Origin of the sequence: Pseudomonas sp. HS6 (assembly GCF_023375815.1) — a bacterium.
Lineage (GTDB): Bacteria > Pseudomonadota > Gammaproteobacteria > Pseudomonadales > Pseudomonadaceae > Aquipseudomonas.
This window is the reverse complement of the sequence record NZ_CP067412.1, coordinates 520483-536302: the sequence shown is the minus strand read 5'-3', so window position 1 is coordinate 536302 and position 15820 is coordinate 520483. Positions and strand designations below refer to the sequence as shown.

The window sequence follows — 15820 nt, the reverse complement described above, 5'->3', positions numbered from 1 at the left end:
AGCGATGGCATCACCTCGGTTTGTCTGTTGCACCGAGTCGTCTGCATCGCGGGCAAGCCCGGCTCCCACAAGGAGCCGGGTCAGTTCAGAAAAGGATTAGCGGGTCGACACCGGGCGTTTCACCCAGACTGGCGACAGGTTGCTGCCGTTGCCGGTGACGTACAGCACAGCTGCCTCACCGCGCTCCAGGGCGACCGGTTTCACGTCGCCGACTTTCTTGTCGCCTTCGTACAGCGCGAGGCTGACTTTCACCGGGTTGATTTCGCGCTCGCCACGGCCCTTGGCGGCCACGTTCGGCACCACGTCGGTCTTGCCGTCGGCGGTCTTCAGGGTCAGCGGCTTGTCGCTGAGGTTCTGCACGCGCACCAGGGATTTCTGTTTGTTCTTGAACGGCGGTTCTTCGATCAGTTGCGGCGCGCCGGAAGCGTTGTTGAACAAGGTGTAGTAGTGGTCACCGGCGAGTTTCACCGGCAGGGTCTGGCTGCCGACCTTGGCGCTGTAGTCACCGCCCGGCATGAAACTGAAGTCGCTGCTGGCCAGCGGCGCGACGTCGGCAAGGTTGGTGCTGCCAACGGTGGCGCTGACTTCAGCGTTGCTGGCGTTGTAGATGCGTACGAAGGTCGAGCCTTTCGGTGCGGTCGGGCCGTAGAGTGCGGCGTCGCCACCGGCAAAGGCCTGGACCGACAGCACGCTCAGACCAGCCACCAGAGCGATGCGTTTTGCGAGACGACGAGGAGTAGTAGTGAAAGTCATGGTGTACCTCTCTTTCAGTTTTGCGCCCGATCGGGCGTCTCGGATTTAGTGTTGATTGCTACGTTTTGTTGGCGTGCGCCGGCTTGTTTAAGCTCTGCGACCCACTGCGGGTCGGCGTCGCCGATTTCGTTGTTCACAGGCAGATATCGTTCAGGAAACTCCCAGATCAGCACCTGTGGCGGGCTGTTCTTGAAGTCATCGCTTTTCAGGTAGCTGAGCATCGGCAGGATCGGGCCGTGGCCGTCTTCTGCGTAGTTGACGACGTCACTGTGCAGCGCTTGCTTGAGCGCACCGACGAAGTTCCAGTTGGGGTTGGCGCTGTAGCTGGTGCCGATCAGCGCGACCGGCACTTCGCTGTTGGCGAACAGCGCGTCGTCGCCGGCAGGCTGCTCGGCGGCGGCCACGGTGTTGCGCTTTTGCAGCGGCTCTTGCGCCGGCATCAGGTTTTCGAACAGCGGATCCAGTGGCAGGAACAGACGCAGGTCGCCCTTGTGCGTGACTTTCTCCGCTGGCGTGGTGATGAAGCGCTGCGGCTCGCCGCTGAGCGGGAACTTGTTGGCGATGGTTCTGGCCAGGGTGTTGGCGGCGATTTCCGCGCCTTCCGGGGTCCAGTGGGTGTCGGTGCGCAGGAACACTTGCTGACCGTTCTGTTTGGCCTTTTGCAGCGGGCCGAGCAGGTCCGGGGCGAGGATCTTGTCCGCCGCGACACGAGCGTGGAAGTCCTGATAGAGGTTGGCGTGGATGCTCGCCGGTTTCACTTCACCCAGGTGTTCCGGGTACAGGCGAACCTTGGCCGGCACGATCGCCATCACCAGTTTCACGCCTTTCTCTTTCAGGGTCTGGCGCACGCCTTCGACCAGCGCGTAGTTGCCTTGCAGGTTCAGCTCTTCGTTGACGATCGGGTTGAATTCCTCATCGCTGTACAACCACTGATCGCGACCGAGCACCACGCCAGGACGACCTTCGTTGAACAGTTTGAAATCCAGCGCGGCCCAGAGGTTGGTGCCCAGACGCTTGATCGGGAACTCGTCGTCGTAGTGGGTTTCCACGGCTTTGGTCCAGCGGCCGTTGAGCACCGTCGCGTCGGCGTTGGTGCTGAAGCCGAAGAAGCTGCGCACCGACCACAGACCGAGCACCAGCAGGGTCACCAGAAACAGCGCGATGTAGAAGATGCGTAATGAGCGGGTCATGTCAGATCCCTCAGAACTGGAAGTAAAGGAACGGCGAGAAGCTTTGCGCCGAGAGTTTGAGAATCGAGGCGATGAACAGCAGCAGGATCAGACCGCGCATCACGTAGCGCGACCAGTCCGCCGTCCAGTACGCCGGTTGCACCAGGGCGTCGACGCCGACGGTGTAGCCAGGTTCGTGAATGCTCGTCGGGTTTTCGCCCGGAGCAGCCTTTATCAGGCCCGGTTGAGCACCGGCAGGGCCGTCGCTTTCGACGTTGACCACAGGTTTGGTCTTCACCGGAGGCTGATTGGTGTACAGATCACGCAGGCCGAAGAACGCCAGGGTCACGTAAGCCACCACCAGGGTTGCCACTTGCAGACCGGTGAGGCTGGCCTGATTGAGTTCCGACAGCGACCAGTCGCCGAAGCTGAACATTCCGCCGTACATGCGCCCGGCAACGTGCAGGTTCTCGGCGCGGAAGATCACCCAGCCCATGACCACCAACAGGAAGGTCAGCGCCCAGCGGATCGGGTTGAGGCTGCGTGGCGAAGTGTTGAGGCCGAGCATTTTCTCGATCGCCAGCCACATGCCGTGCCACGCACCCCAGACGATGTAGGTGATGTTCGCGCCGTGCCACAGACCACCGAGCAGCATGGTCAGGAACAGGTTGCGATAGGTCATCAGCGTGCCTTTGCGGTTGCCGCCGAGGGTGATGTAGAGGTAGTCACGCAGCCAGGTAGACAGGCTGATGTGCCAGCGGCGCCAGAATTCGGTGATCGACTGGCTGATGTACGGCTGCTTGAAGTTTTCCATGAAGCGGAAACCCATCATCAGGCCCAGGCCGATGGCCATGTCGCTGTAACCCGAGAAGTCGAAATACAGCTGCGCGGTGTAGGCCAGCGCGCCGAGCCAGGCATCGCCCGTGGTCGGGTTTTGCAGGGCGAAGCAGTGATCGGCAACAACGGCGAGGGTGTCGGCGATGAACACCTTCTTGATGAAACCCTGCATGAACCGCGTGCAGCCCTCGGAGAACTTGTCGAGGGTGTGGGTGCGATTGTTGAACTGGTCGGCCAGGTCACGGAAACGCAACACGGGACCGGCGATCAGGTGCGGGAAGATCGCCACGAACGCCGCGAAGTCGATCAGGTTGCGGGTGGCCGGGGTGTCGCCGCGGTAGACGTCGATGATGTAGCTGATCGACTCGAAGATGTAGAACGAGATACCGATCGGCAACAGCACGTGGGTCAGGATGAACGGTTCCAGACCGACCGACGTCATCATCGCGTTGATGCTGTCGACGCCGAAGTTGGCGTACTTGAAGTAGCCGAGGATGCACAGATCCACCGCCACGCCGAGCAACAGCCAGCGCTGGGCCGGTTTGGTGCGCACGCCGGCGGCGCCGACTTTGAGGCCGATCCAGTAGTTCCACAGGGTGACGCCGGCGAACAGCGCCAGGAAGTCCACCCGCCACCACGCGTAGAACACGTAGCTGGCGATCAGCAGCAGCAGGTTGCGATAGCGTTGCCCGCTCAGGTAGTACAAGCCGAGAAAGATCGGCAAGAACAGAAACAGGAACACGTTGGATGAAAATACCATCCCGATCTCTCCATGTTTGAACCAACAGTCAAGGGCCAAAGCCCCCCCAAACCCCCCGTGGTGTTGGAGGGGTGAAACGGTGTTTCTTCGAGGGTGTGGGTGGCCTTGCGACCGCAGCCCTCACCCCCCGCCCTCTCCCGGAGGGAGAGGGCGCCTGATCTCCAGAGGTTTCAAAACTGGAGATCGACCTGGTATTACTTTGCAGCCAATGGATCCTGGTCTCGGTCGCTTTCAGAACTTGAGAACGACTCGTTAGCTCAGGTCGGCGGATCTCTCAAAAGCACCTCGGTCAGTCCCCTCTCCCTCCGGGCGGTCCGACGTTTCGGGAGGGCTAGGGTGAGGGGCTTTTGCCTTTCGCTTTTCACGATCCCTTGTTGCCCTTTTCATGGGACGGGTCGTAGACCTTGGTCAGGTCGCCGCCAAGGCGGAAGGTCTTGAACGGCTGCATGCCGTGCTTCTTCTCCAGCACATCCGGCGAACAGGTGTAGAGCGTGCAAAACGGCTCAAGCCAGGCGAATTTCATGTCCTCTTTCAAATCGGTCATGTCCTGCTCTTTGCCGTTCTTCTTCTCGAAGTCCTCGGGATCTTTCACCCCGGCCAGCACCCGGTCACCCAAACGCTTCAGCGCGCCGTTGTTTTCCTGACGCAGATCCACACCGTTGACCCGGGCAAAACTGGCGATCATCGCCAGCGGCGGCAGGGCGTAGTTGTGGTAGGCGAGGGCGCGTTGCTGGCGCTTGAGTTCGTTCGGCAGGTAGCCGTCGGCATCGACCTGATTGGCGCCGACCTTGTATTCCTTGACCGCCCAATCGAACAGGTCGCGGCGGTTGGTCGCGACTGATGTCGCCATCACCGACCACGCCGCCCAGTACGAGTGGTTGTTGGTTTTTTCCAGCGGCAGGTTGTCCCAGTCGCTGACCACCTGATCGGCCATCTTGCTGAACCAGGCCTCGATCAACTGCGCTTCCTGCTGATGCTGTGCCAGCGGATGGGAGTCGGAGAACTTCAGGCGAATGTATGAAGAGGCCATGCTGCCCAGCGCCCATTTGCGCATCGATTTGCCGGTGTGATTGAAGTCCTTCGACATCAACGCGTCGGCCTTGGCCCAGGCGGTGAGCCAGTTCAGTGTGCAATCGAGTTGCTCAGGACGACCGTCGCGCATGAACTGCATCACCCGTTTGGCCGTGCCGCGCTCCAGGGTGGTGATGTCTTTGGTGGTGTCGCGGAAAGCTTTTTCCGACTGCACGTTCAGCGTGGCGCGGGCCTTGTCCGAGCCTTCGTATTTGCTGCGAAATTGCAGCGGCCCGGTGTATGGCATCGGCATGGCATCGCAGCCTTCGCTTTTGTCGCCGGTCTTGAATTTATCCACAGGCGCAAAGTAGCCCTGAGGGGGACGCAGTGGCGCGGCGGCCTGAGTGACCCCGGCGAACATCGCCAGGCTCAGGAGCGTCGGTGCCAGTAAGGATTTCAATTTCGGATTTCGCATAGCAGACCTCATTGCCCGACCTGAGCGGTTTGTGGCCCAGCGCCCGGGAATACGTTGCGTTTGCAGATTTTCGCTTCGACTTTCTGTGGCGCGGTGCCCGCTTCAGGGCCCTGGACTTCAACCGCCAGCAGGTTTTGCGAGGCCCAGTCTTCGTCCGTGCGCAACTCAAAGGCGAAACGACCGTCGGTGTCGGAGGTTTCCGGTTTCTCGATCTTGATGTCCTCGTGGCGACCGTTCATGTACCAGAGGGTGGCTTGCAGGGTTTTCACCGAGGGATCGGCGAAGCGGATGTCGACCTGATGGCTGCTGTTCTGCAGATTCAGGTTCTTGCTGTTGACCAGCAGTTCTTGTTTGCCGCCGGGTTTGAGTGTGGTGCTGGCGGACATTTGCGCGTCTTTGCCTTCGCAGCCGTTGTCGAGCAGGGACATCATCTGGCGATAGATGGTTTCCTGGTCGAGGCGGTACAGCGGCGAGAATTCCCAGATGAGAATCTTCGGCGGAGTCTTCTGGAATTCGTCGCTGCCCAGGTACTGCAACATCGAACCTTCCAGACCGCCGCCGGGGAAGGCGACGTTGAGAATGTCGGCGCCGATGGCTTCTTCGAGGAACCCGGCGAAGTTGTAGTTCTTGCCGCTGTGCGAAGTACCCACGAGGGTGATCTGCGGGTTGCCGGAATCGCCGAACAGATCGCCGTCACCGGCTTCACCTTTCGGCTCGGTGGTGAACTGATCCATGTACTGGATCGCGTAACTGGTGCCGCACAGTTGCCCGGCCATGTTGTGCAGGGTGCCGGTCTTGCCCATGCGCCCGGAGCGTGTGGTTTCGAATTCACGCTTGGGAATGTCGGCAAAGGCCGGGATCTGCTTGACCTTCTCGGCGACGATTTTCGCCGTGCGCTGGGCGCCGTATGGCGTCCAGTGCTGGTCGCCACGGAAGTAGAAATCGTGAGCGGGCAGGGTGTCCGGCAGCGATTCGTTGGTCAGCGGCGACAGGTCCGGCACCACGTAACCCATCTGCGCGAAACGGCCGAGCATGGTCTTGTAGTTGCCCAGCGCTTTCTCGTAATCGAACGCCGCTTTTTCTGATGGATTGAGCTTGTTGCGGTTCACCAGGCCGCGGGTCGGCTGGTAGACGATCACCAGTTCGACACCTTTGGCCTTGAACGCATCGTGCAGCTGTTGCAGGCGCTTGTAGCCGGACGGCGTGGTGTTGAACTCGGTGCGCAAATCTTCCTGGGTCCGGAACAACCAGTCGCCCTGCGCCTGCACCAGCGTGGTGAAGTTCTGCTGGTAACGGGTGGTGTAGTTCTTCGCATCATGCGCTGCCGGGCACAGGCTGCAGCACGGTTCAGCGGTGAACTCGGGGGCTTTCACTTCGTCCGCACGGGCGCCATTGCTGGCCGCGAGAATGCCCACGGTCAGGGCCGACAGGCTGAGTAACTTGATCAAGTGTGGGTGCATAAAATTGTCCTCAGTCCCGCATTTCGGTCTGGCGTTCGACAGGGTCGATCAGCACGGCTTTCTGCTGGCGCACCAGCAGGTCGAGAATTTCATCCTGACGTTCGCCGAGGATGCCGTTGAAGCTGATGCCGCTGGATTTGGTCGGCGCCAGCATCGACACGCGATACAGCTCGACACTCAAGGGCGAATCGATTGACAGCGGGCCGCTGCCGTTGGCCGCCAGTTCACCGCCGACCACAATCAGCGAAACCTGAGCGTCGAACGGGTCGAGCTTGATGTCGCGGTCGGTGTCGGTCAGGTCCTTGATGTGGCCGTAGACGCCGGTCAAGCCGTTGGCCATGGCGACGTTTTCGTAGAGGCGGATGTTCACGCTGTTACGAATGCGGATGCCGTGGCGCTTGTTGCTGATGACCTTGTTGCCCCACAGCAGGTTGTCGGCGGACTCGTAAAGCGTGATGCCGTCGGTGTGGTTCTTGTAGATCTCGTTGTAGGCAATGATGTTGTTCACGCTGTTACGGTCGATCACCAGGCCCGAGAGGTGGTTGTCGAAACTCTTGTTGTTGAAGATGAAGCTGTCGTTCACCTCGCGGGAAATGATGATCCCGTGCTTCTTCTTCGTCCCATGGACGGTATTCTCGGCAATGATCAGGCCGTGGGAACGGTCGTGGGGGTCGATGCCGTAGACGATGTTGTCCTTGTAGGTGTTGCCCTTGACCACGAAGTCGCGGGTCTCATAGCAGTAGAAGCCGTACCACATGTCCGAGAACTCAGACCCGACGATCCAGCCGGTCGGTTCCGGACGCTTGAGCACCTTGGCCATATTCGGCGTGTACTGGGAAATACTCACCCCGTACGACTTACTGTTGGCGTAGCCGAAACTGGCCATCTTGCTGTTGACGATGTACGTCTCGGTGCCGCCCCAGGCCAGCAGGAACGGACGGAATTCCTTCGGCGAACGGAACGTTGCCGGACCGTTTTCCTTCTCGCGCCAGCCGGTGACTTTGGTGTCACGCACGAACAACTGGCCGTCGTTGACCAGGAACGAACCGGCCTCCTGGGAAAGGCGCAATTCCTGGGTCTGGCCGTCGATTTCGAGGATGCCTTTGCGGCCGACCACGATTGGCAATTTGGCCAGATACACGCCCGGCGAGGTTTCGCTGAAGTACTGCTTGGGCAGTTTCTGCGCCAGCTCTTTCAGGTTCATGTAGCCGTCGTCGACGAAGATCGCCTGCGGGATGCCGTGCTGACGCACCACCCATTCGGCCATCTTGTTGTCGCCGCCGATGAAATCCTTCAGGGCGTCTTCCTGCATCATCCGGCGCACACTGATCTTGCCCGGTTTGCTGCGCACGATTTTCGCGGCGGCGGCTTCGGCGGTGTAGCCGGAGAGGTCGGGCAGTTTCGGCTTGGCCAGCTCCAGCGCCTCGGTCGGGGCGCTGCTGACGGTGTAGGTCTTGGCCTGTTGCAGCTCTTTCGCCGTGGTCACAGGTTTGCCTTGTTGAGGGGCAGCCGGCTCCACGTTGGCGAAGGCGCCAGCCGAGGCCAGCAGCATCGCGCCGGCCAGCAGGCTGAGTGAGCCTTTGCGGGCACTGTTCATGTCGGGCACTCCCTTGACGGTCAGCATCAGAAGCGCCAGATCACGTCGATGAACGCGCGGTGCATGTACGAATCGACCTGGCTGCCATAGGCATCACCCGGCTTGAACACGCCGCCACGGAAGCGCACCAGCGCCGCCGGCTCGTCGATCGACTGGCTCAGCGCCGCCGGCAGCAAGCCTTGCTTGAAGTACTTGGTGACCACCAGATCCATTTCCTGGCCCAGATCCTTGTTGCCGTCCTGCAGTGGCAGCGAGGTGCTGGAGAGGATTGCGCCGGTCACGTCGTCGGTGTTGTTTTCCACGGCGTTGATGCCGTTGCTGCCGACCGGCTTGTTGCCGTCCACGCGCCAGAACTTGTGGTAGATCAGGCTGGCGTCGTACTGGTCGTTGAGCATCCACGAGCCGAACAGCGTGGCGGTCTGCATGTTGTTCATTTCGCCACGGAAGGCCTCGCCGAAACGGTGTACGCGAGAGCGAGTCCCGGTGTAGTTCGAGCGGTTGCTTTCCAAGCCGTTCTGTTCGTAATCGGCACTGGCGCGGGCATACGCCGCACCGACCTGCCATTGCGGATCGAGGCGCAGGCGCACGCCGATGTCGGTGGCCCAGCCGTTGATGTCTTCGCTGCGCTTGGCTTGTGCCGGACGGCTGCCATCGGCGTTCAGCGGGTTGACCGTATTGCGGTCACCGCTCATGCCGGTGATGCTCCCCCAGTAGTTGACGGTGTTGGTGTTGCGCCAGTTGTAGGCGTCGCTGTCGGCGGTCAGGCCGAGCCAGCTGATGTCGCCGTTCTGGGTCTTGTCGAGCGAATCGCGGGGGACGCCCGGTTCGGCGTAATCGAGTTTGCCGTCATCGTGGGTGTGGTGGCCGCGAATGCCGACCCAGTTGCCCGGCGTCCACTGATAGGCAGCATCGGCGTAGGCGTGCAGGCGATCCTTGTCTTTCGGCGCCAGCTCTTTCAGGTCGGTGCGGTATTCGCTGAAGCGTTCGGCAACACCGGCGTTGGCGCGCAGCAGCGTGGTGTCGAAGGTCCAGTTCAGCGCTTCGATGTTGGTGTCGCGCCACTGGCCATCGTCGTTGCGCAGGCGCTGGCGACCGAACTTGAGCATCTCGCCGGGGTAGGGCGTGAAGCCGCTGTAGCCGACCCAGAACTCGCGCATCGCCAGGTAGTTTTTCTTGGTCTTGCGATCGCCGCTGTCGGTGTTTTCGGCACCGTCGGATTGCTGCAGGGTGTCGGTCTCGATGATGTCGCTCGAGGCGACCGCCTGACCCATGGCGTAGGCGCTCCACGCGCCGCTTTCGCCATAGACCCACGGACGCAGGTCGAGGCCGACGCCGTTGACGTCGCCGCCCTTGGCGGTGCCGAGGTCACGGTCGTCTTCGGACTGGCCGGTGATTTTCACTTCGAGGCCGAAGTTCTTGGTTTCAGTGATCGCGGCCAGTGTCGGGCAAGACCAGATCAGCGCGAACGAAAGGCCAATGCCGGCCTTCACGAATGGATTCAACTTCATAATTTTTCCTCGCCGTCTTCTTCTTGCAGGGCGTGCAGTTGCAGCGTGTTCTGGTTCAGGGCGCCTCGGCTGGCCTGTTCCTGCTGCAACAGACGCTGGGCTTCGGCCAGGCGCTCGGGCGGCAATTGCGCCGCGAGGGTGGTCGCCAGCTCATCGGCTTGCGGGGTGTTTTGCGCCTTGGCCAACTGGCTGAACACGTAGGCGTTGAGCGGGTCGGGTTTGGTGCCCTTGCCTTGGGAAAACAACTGGGCGATGGCGAAGTCGGCGCTGTTCTGGCCGTTGCGCGCAGCGGTCAGCAGGTGGTCGAGGGCCTTCTGCGGGTAGACCTTGCCCAGGTAGCCACGGCGATAGATCTGGCCGAGGTAGTAATCGGCGGCGACTTCGCGGCCGACGGCTTTCTGGAAGTGTTCCTCGGCGACTTTCGCGTCGGCCGGCACCAGTTTGCCTTCGTAGTAGAGCTTGCCCAGCAACAGTTCGGCGCGCGGCTGGTCGGCGGCGCGGCCGTTGTCGAGGTACTTCATCATCTGGTCGGTGTCGCCCAGTTCCGGGAAGTCGTAGAGCAATTGCGCCAGCGTCACCCACGACGCCGGGTAGCCCGGAGCGATCGGTTCGAGCAGCGACTGCGCGGTTTTTTCGTCGGTCTTGCCCAAGGTCGAATCGGCGAGCACTCGGGCCACGGAATCCACACGCTGGGCGCTGACGCTGCCACGGCTGTGGGCGGCCTGCAGCTGTTTGATCAGCTCGGCCTGTTGCTCCGGCGCGCCACGTTTCTGATAGACCGTGGCCAGTTCGACGTAGCAGATGTCGGTGGTGTTGAGCGCGGCCTTGCAGATCTTTTCCACCTCATCCAGATGCTGGTCATAAGTGCCCTGGGTGCGATACAGCAGCACCTGGGCCAGACCGGCTTCCGGGTAGCCGGATTTGCGCCACTGGTCGATCTGCTGCTGGGCGTTGATGTTCGGGAAGCTGTGCGGGTATTGCAGGTAAAGCATCGCCAGCGGAATCAGCGTGTTGCCTTCGCCATTGGCGGCGGCTTTCTTCAGCAGGGTTTCGGCTTCCTGATGCTCGGCCTCGGTGGAGCCGGGCTTGGCCACCAGCAAGCGGCCGAGACGAGCCTGCGCACGCGGCGAAACATCGGCCGCTGCGCGATAGGTCGCTTCGGCCTGTTTGATCTGTGCGGGGTCGCGGCTGTCGACCTGAATGTCAGCAAGGCCCACCTGAGCTTCGCTGTAACCCAGGTCAGCCAGCGCACGGTAGTTCTGCGCGGCGGTCGCGGTGTCACCGCGCTTGAGCGCTTCGTTGGCCAGACGCTGGTCGGGCAGGCCGGCGCAACCGGCAAGAGAGACTGCCAGCGCCAGCGAACACACCATATGAACCTTGTGGGAGCTGGCTTGCCAGCGATTCAGGCGACTCGGTTTTTCAGCAAGACCGCATTGATCCGATCGCTGGCAAGCCAGCTCCCACAGGGATCGTGGCGTTCTGAAAAGACTGGTGATAGTCACAGGCATGTCCTCGACTTAAAGACCGGCAGCCATGGCTTTGTCGATCAGCCAGTTCAGGTTCGGACCACGGTCGCTGTTCACTTCCACCGGGCGGCCGGCGAAGCTGCTGTCCAGCGGCTCGTCTGGCTGGATCTGCACGCGGATGTCGGAGGACAGGTCGGCGCTTTTCAGGCTGGTGCTGCTGACGATCTTGCCGGTGCGGGTCTTGTCTTCGCCGGCGATCTGGAAGTTCACGGGTGTGCCCGGACGCACGTCGCCGAACTGGCGATAGGAGAAGCGCGCATCGACGGTAGCCTGGGTGTTGCGCGGCACCAGCGAGAAGATCACATCACCTTTGCTTGCGTATTGACCGTCAGCCACCAGTTGCTGGGCCACGGTGCAATCGCAAGGGGAGGTCAGGGTGCCGGTCATCTGCTTGCCGAACAGCTCTTCAACCTTGGCCGGTTGCAGTTGATCTTCGTCCAGATGGCCCTTGAGCACGTCGAGCATGCTGGTGCTGAAAGTCGCCAGCGGTGCGCCTTTGGCGGCGACGCCGTCGGACTTGACCAGGCTCTGCACGGTGCCGTCGCGGGGCATGGTGATGTTCATGCCCGGTACGCTGACCAGACCGGCCTGTGCATGGCTGACGAAGTACATGCTGTACACCGATTTGAAGACGAAACCCGCTGCCACCAGGCCGATCGCGAAGATACCGGCGCTGAACGTCACGGCTCTCAGGCGACCGAACGGGGTCATGCCGTGGCCGCCGTCCTTGACCTTGCGCGCCTTGGTGAAGTTGTCGCGCTGCAGGGTCGCCAGTACTTCACCGATGCTGACGATGTCGCCGGCCAGGTGCGAAGTGATCAGGTGACGCAGGGTCGAAATGTCCTGCGGTTCGAGGTTCTGGAACTGGCAACCGGCGCGGCCGGTCTGGCGGTCGTAGGACCGCACTTGCAGTTCAACGTCCATGGCGATGCCGAGGTTGTCGATGACGAATTGCAGACGTGCCTTGCGCACCTCGCCAAGGGTCAGCGGCAACTGACCGGCATTGAACGCCAGACCACCGGCGGACAGGTCGATGACCCGCGCTTCAACCGGTGTCCGGTCCGGACCGAAGAACCGCAGCTTGGCCGGGATTTTCACTCGGGCGTGCTGGCGCTGGGCTTCGGATTCATGCACTACGTTGGCGTTGACGGCGGTATTCATAGGGGCGATTTCCTTGTTAATTCAAGAGGGGCGGGTCAGACCATCATCAGCAGCACGGCGACGAAAATGCTGCCGGCGGAGAAGGTCATGGTCCGAGACGACCAGGTGTTGAACCAACGTTGAAAGCTGGCGAGGTCACGGGTCAGGGAAGTGGGCTGGCGAGTCCAGGATTGTTGATCGAGGCGGAAGAACACGTAGATCTTCACCAGCGCGCCGACGATCTGGTTGTAATAGAGAATCACCGGGTAGGCCGGGCCGATGCGGTGGCCGGAGCAGGACAACAGCAGCGTCAGAATCAGACGGGTGATGCCGATCCACAGCAGGTAGGCGAGGATGAACGCGCCGCCGTATTTGAAGCTGGCGATGATCGCTACGGTCAGGCCCAGCAGAGAGGTCCACATCGATACGCGCTGGTCAAACAGCACCACCGAGGTGAAGGCACCGAGGCGTTTCACACCCAGGCCCAGGGCTCGGGAGTTCTGCCGCAGGTTGTTGCCGTACCAGCGGAACATCAGTTTGCGACTGGCCTTGATGAAGCTCTTTTCCGGCGGATGTTCAACGGTGTTGATCGCAGCATCCGGCACGTAGAAGGTGTCGTAGCCCAGGCGCATCAGACTGAACCAGCTCGACTTGTCGTCGCCGGTCAAGAATTTGAAACGGCCCAGACGCCAGTGTTGCAGCGAGTCGCTTTCAACGTCGGCGATAAATTCCGGATTGGTGACCACGGTGGCGCGGAACACCGACATGCGGCCGGTCATGGTCAGCACGCGCTTGGACAGGGCCATCGAGCACATGTTGATGTGGCGCTGGGCGAAACGCAGCTTGTGCCATTCGCTCATGATGTAGCCGCCGCGCACTTCGCAGAACTCGTTGGTGGTCAGGCCGCCGACGTTGCCGAACAGCTGGAACCACGGCACGGTTTTGCGCACGGTGCCTTCGCCGAGCACGGTGTCGCCGTCGATCACGGCCACCACGGCGCGGTCGTCCGGCAGGTGGCGGGAGATCGCGCGGAAACCATAAGCCAGGCCATCGCGCTTGCCGGTGCCGGGAATACGCACGAAATCGAGCTTCACGCGTTCAGGTGGATTCATCCGCGCCCACAGCGCCTTGACCAGCAACTCATCGGACATTTCGACGATGGAGCAGACCACCGTGGTCGGCAGTTCGCAGTCGATGGCTTCGCGGATCACCGAGCTGTAAACCTGCGCAGTGGTCAACGCGTCGATGCGAAAACTGGTGACCATCAGAAACACATGCGACGGGTCCGCCGCTTTACCCAGCTTGCGCACTTTGCGGCGCAGGTGCGGGTAGACGATGTAGAGAAAAATCATGCCGCGCACAAAGTGTGTGGCACCCATCGAATAGCGCCAGATACCCACGGCGCCAATCAGAAAAATGAAGTCCTTCGACTCGGAGTCGAACGTGGACGTGGGCAGCATCAGGGCCAGGCCCATCAGCAGGCTCAGAAACAAAAGCCAGCCGGCGGATTGCAGAAAAAAATGTTTGAGCTTGGACATGACCGTCATCCGAAGGTGATGGGGGCTTCAAGCCGCCTGCCGATTCATGGCGTGCGGCTTGAAGCTCGAAGCGTGCTGCTGCGTTACCAGCAGATGCCTTCGGTACGGGTGCCGGTATCGGTGGCCTTGGCCATGAAACCGACCAGGTCGATGACCTGTTTGCCGTGGGGTGCCTGCTGGGCCAGCGCGCGGAACTTCTCGTCGCGGTTGCCGAGGATGATCACGTCGGAGTTGTCGATCACCGAATCGAAGTCCGCGTTGAGCAGGGAAGAGACGTGCGGGATCTTCGACTCGATGTAATCCTTGTTCGCGCCGTGGACACGGGCGTACTGGACGTTGCTGTCGTAGATGCTCAGGTCGTAACCCTTGCCGATCAGCATCTCGGCCAGTTCCACCAGCGGGCTCTCGCGCAGGTCGTCGGTGCCGGCCTTGAAGCTCAAGCCGAGCAGGGCGACTTTGCGCTTGTCGTGGCTTTCAACGATGTCGAAGGCGTTCTGCACTTGCGATTCGTTGCTGCGCATCAGCGAGTTGAGCAGCGGCGCTTCGACGTCCAGGGAACCGGCGCGGTACGTCAGGGCGCGCACGTCTTTGGGCAGGCACGAGCCGCCGAAGGCGAAACCCGGGCGCATGTAGTACTGGGACAGGTTGAGGGTCTTGTCCTGGCAGACCACGTCCATCACTTCGCGACCATCGACGCCCACCGCTTTGGCGATGTTGCCGATCTCGTTGGCGAAGGTCACTTTGGTTGCGTGCCAGACGTTGCAGGTGTACTTGATCATCTCGGCGACGGCGATGTCCTTGCGGATGATCGGTGCGTCGAGCTCTTCGTACAGCGATTGCAGAACGTCGCCCGAAGCCTTGTCGAATTCGCCGATGACGGTCATCGGTGGCAGGTCGTAGTCGGCGATTGCGGTGGATTCACGCAGGAATTCAGGGTTCACGGCTACACCGAAATCAACGCCGGCTTTCTTGCCGGAGCAGTCTTCGAGGATCGGGATCACCACGTTGGCCACGGTGCCCGGCAGCACGGTGCTGCGCACGACGATGGTGTGACGGGTGGATTTTTCACGCAGGACAAAACCGATCTCGCGGCACACCGCTTCGATGTAGTTCAGTTCCAGGTCGCCGTTCTTCTTGCTCGGCGTGCCGACGCAGATCATCGACAGGTCGGTGTCACGAATCGCTTCGGCGAAGTTGGTCGTACCGCGCAGACGACCAGTCTCGATCCCTTGCGCCAGCAACTCGCCCAGGCCCGGTTCGACAATGGGAGATTTGCCAGCGTTGATCATATCGATCTTGTCTTTGGCAACATCGACGCCAACCACGTCATGGCCCCGTGCAGACAGGCAACCGGCACACACTGCGCCGACGTAACCCAAACCAAATATGCTGATGCGCATCGCAATTACCTCTGTATATATCAGGCCGTTAAAGGGCCGGAGTTAATGGTGTTCAGCGGTGTTAGTGCACTCGAAAGTGTGACTTGCAGGCGCCACAATGCCGCGTGCAGGCATACTAAGTTTCGAGTGTCTAAATAAGTGCACTCAAGATGTGCGCAACCAGGCCTTGTTGTTGTGACGTGCCCTGTTATGCAGCTGATCCTCTGGCAAGAGGACTCTTGTGCAATCTCGTATTGCGCGCTCGATGTCAGGCATAGGCCCGTGGATCAAGCGGTTGGGTGCTCAGGCGAGCACGTTTATAGGGGCGCGGCCTTGGCCTTGTAGGGGATATTGATGGTGCGTATCTCCTGTCCTTCGATAGTTGTCCAGAGTTGTTATCCATTCAGGCAAGTTGCTGTGACAACTTGGTTACATGGTTTTGATCTCTGCGTAAGTTATCTCGTACATGTTCGGCGAGAATCGTTACCGGTGGTATGAGCTATGCATTTGGACATAGTTCCGGTCCGCCCATCGCGAAATCTGAAATTTCTTGAAATATTGAGAAAGATGGCACTGCTCTCATATTGATAGCACTTTCGATTTCGCCCTTTATTGATAGGCAGATAATCGCGTTAGATGGTTTTGTGCCACTACCGGTAAAAAATTT

11 protein-coding genes are annotated in these 15820 nt (G+C 60.7%); all 11 read right to left on the bottom strand.

The window, feature by feature from the left end; genetic code table 11:
• Window positions 1-96 precede the first annotated feature (96 nt).
• Window positions 97-753, bottom strand: coding sequence for an alginate O-acetyltransferase AlgF (locus tag JJN09_RS02590; RefSeq protein WP_249485426.1), 657 nt, complete (start codon window positions 751-753; stop codon window positions 97-99).
• A 14-nt stretch (window positions 754-767) separates the two neighbouring features.
• On the bottom strand, window positions 768-1943 hold the full coding sequence (locus JJN09_RS02585; RefSeq protein WP_249485424.1) for an alginate O-acetyltransferase: 1176 nt from the start codon (window positions 1941-1943) through the stop codon (window positions 768-770).
• 10 nt (window positions 1944-1953) lie between these two features.
• A complete protein-coding gene (locus tag JJN09_RS02580) occupies window positions 1954-3519 on the bottom strand; it encodes an MBOAT family protein (protein WP_249485422.1) in 1566 nt (521 codons plus the stop codon).
• A 361-nt stretch (window positions 3520-3880) separates the two neighbouring features.
• Complete coding sequence (locus tag JJN09_RS02575; RefSeq protein WP_249485420.1) at window positions 3881-5005, bottom strand: mannuronate-specific alginate lyase; 1125 nt, start codon at window positions 5003-5005, stop codon at window positions 3881-3883.
• An 8-nt stretch (window positions 5006-5013) separates the two neighbouring features.
• The gene (locus JJN09_RS02570) at window positions 5014-6465 is read right to left on the bottom strand and encodes an alginate O-acetyltransferase (protein ID WP_249485418.1); all 1452 of its coding nucleotides are present in this window, start codon (window positions 6463-6465) and stop codon (window positions 5014-5016) included.
• A gap of 10 nt (window positions 6466-6475) precedes the next feature.
• Window positions 6476-8062 (bottom strand): mannuronan 5-epimerase AlgG, encoded by a 1587-nt coding sequence (algG, locus tag JJN09_RS02565; RefSeq protein WP_249485416.1) that lies wholly within the window; start codon window positions 8060-8062, stop codon window positions 6476-6478.
• A gap of 26 nt (window positions 8063-8088) precedes the next feature.
• Window positions 8089-9570 (bottom strand): alginate export family protein, encoded by a 1482-nt coding sequence (locus tag JJN09_RS02560; RefSeq protein ID WP_249485414.1) that lies wholly within the window; start codon window positions 9568-9570, stop codon window positions 8089-8091.
• Window positions 9567-11078 (bottom strand): alginate biosynthesis TPR repeat lipoprotein AlgK, encoded by a 1512-nt coding sequence (algK, locus tag JJN09_RS02555; protein ID WP_302851953.1) that lies wholly within the window; start codon window positions 11076-11078, stop codon window positions 9567-9569. Before algK ends, JJN09_RS02560 begins: the two co-directional genes overlap by 4 nt.
• A 9-nt stretch (window positions 11079-11087) precedes the next feature.
• On the bottom strand, window positions 11088-12257 hold the full coding sequence (locus tag JJN09_RS02550; RefSeq protein ID WP_249485408.1) for an alginate biosynthesis protein Alg44: 1170 nt from the start codon (window positions 12255-12257) through the stop codon (window positions 11088-11090).
• A 35-nt stretch (window positions 12258-12292) separates the two neighbouring features.
• The gene (gene alg8, locus JJN09_RS02545; protein WP_249485406.1) at window positions 12293-13774 is read right to left on the bottom strand and encodes a mannuronan synthase; all 1482 of its coding nucleotides are present in this window, start codon (window positions 13772-13774) and stop codon (window positions 12293-12295) included.
• An 83-nt stretch (window positions 13775-13857) separates the two neighbouring features.
• Window positions 13858-15174 (bottom strand): nucleotide sugar dehydrogenase, encoded by a 1317-nt coding sequence (locus JJN09_RS02540; protein ID WP_249485402.1) that lies wholly within the window; start codon window positions 15172-15174, stop codon window positions 13858-13860.
• Window positions 15175-15820 lie beyond the last annotated feature (646 nt).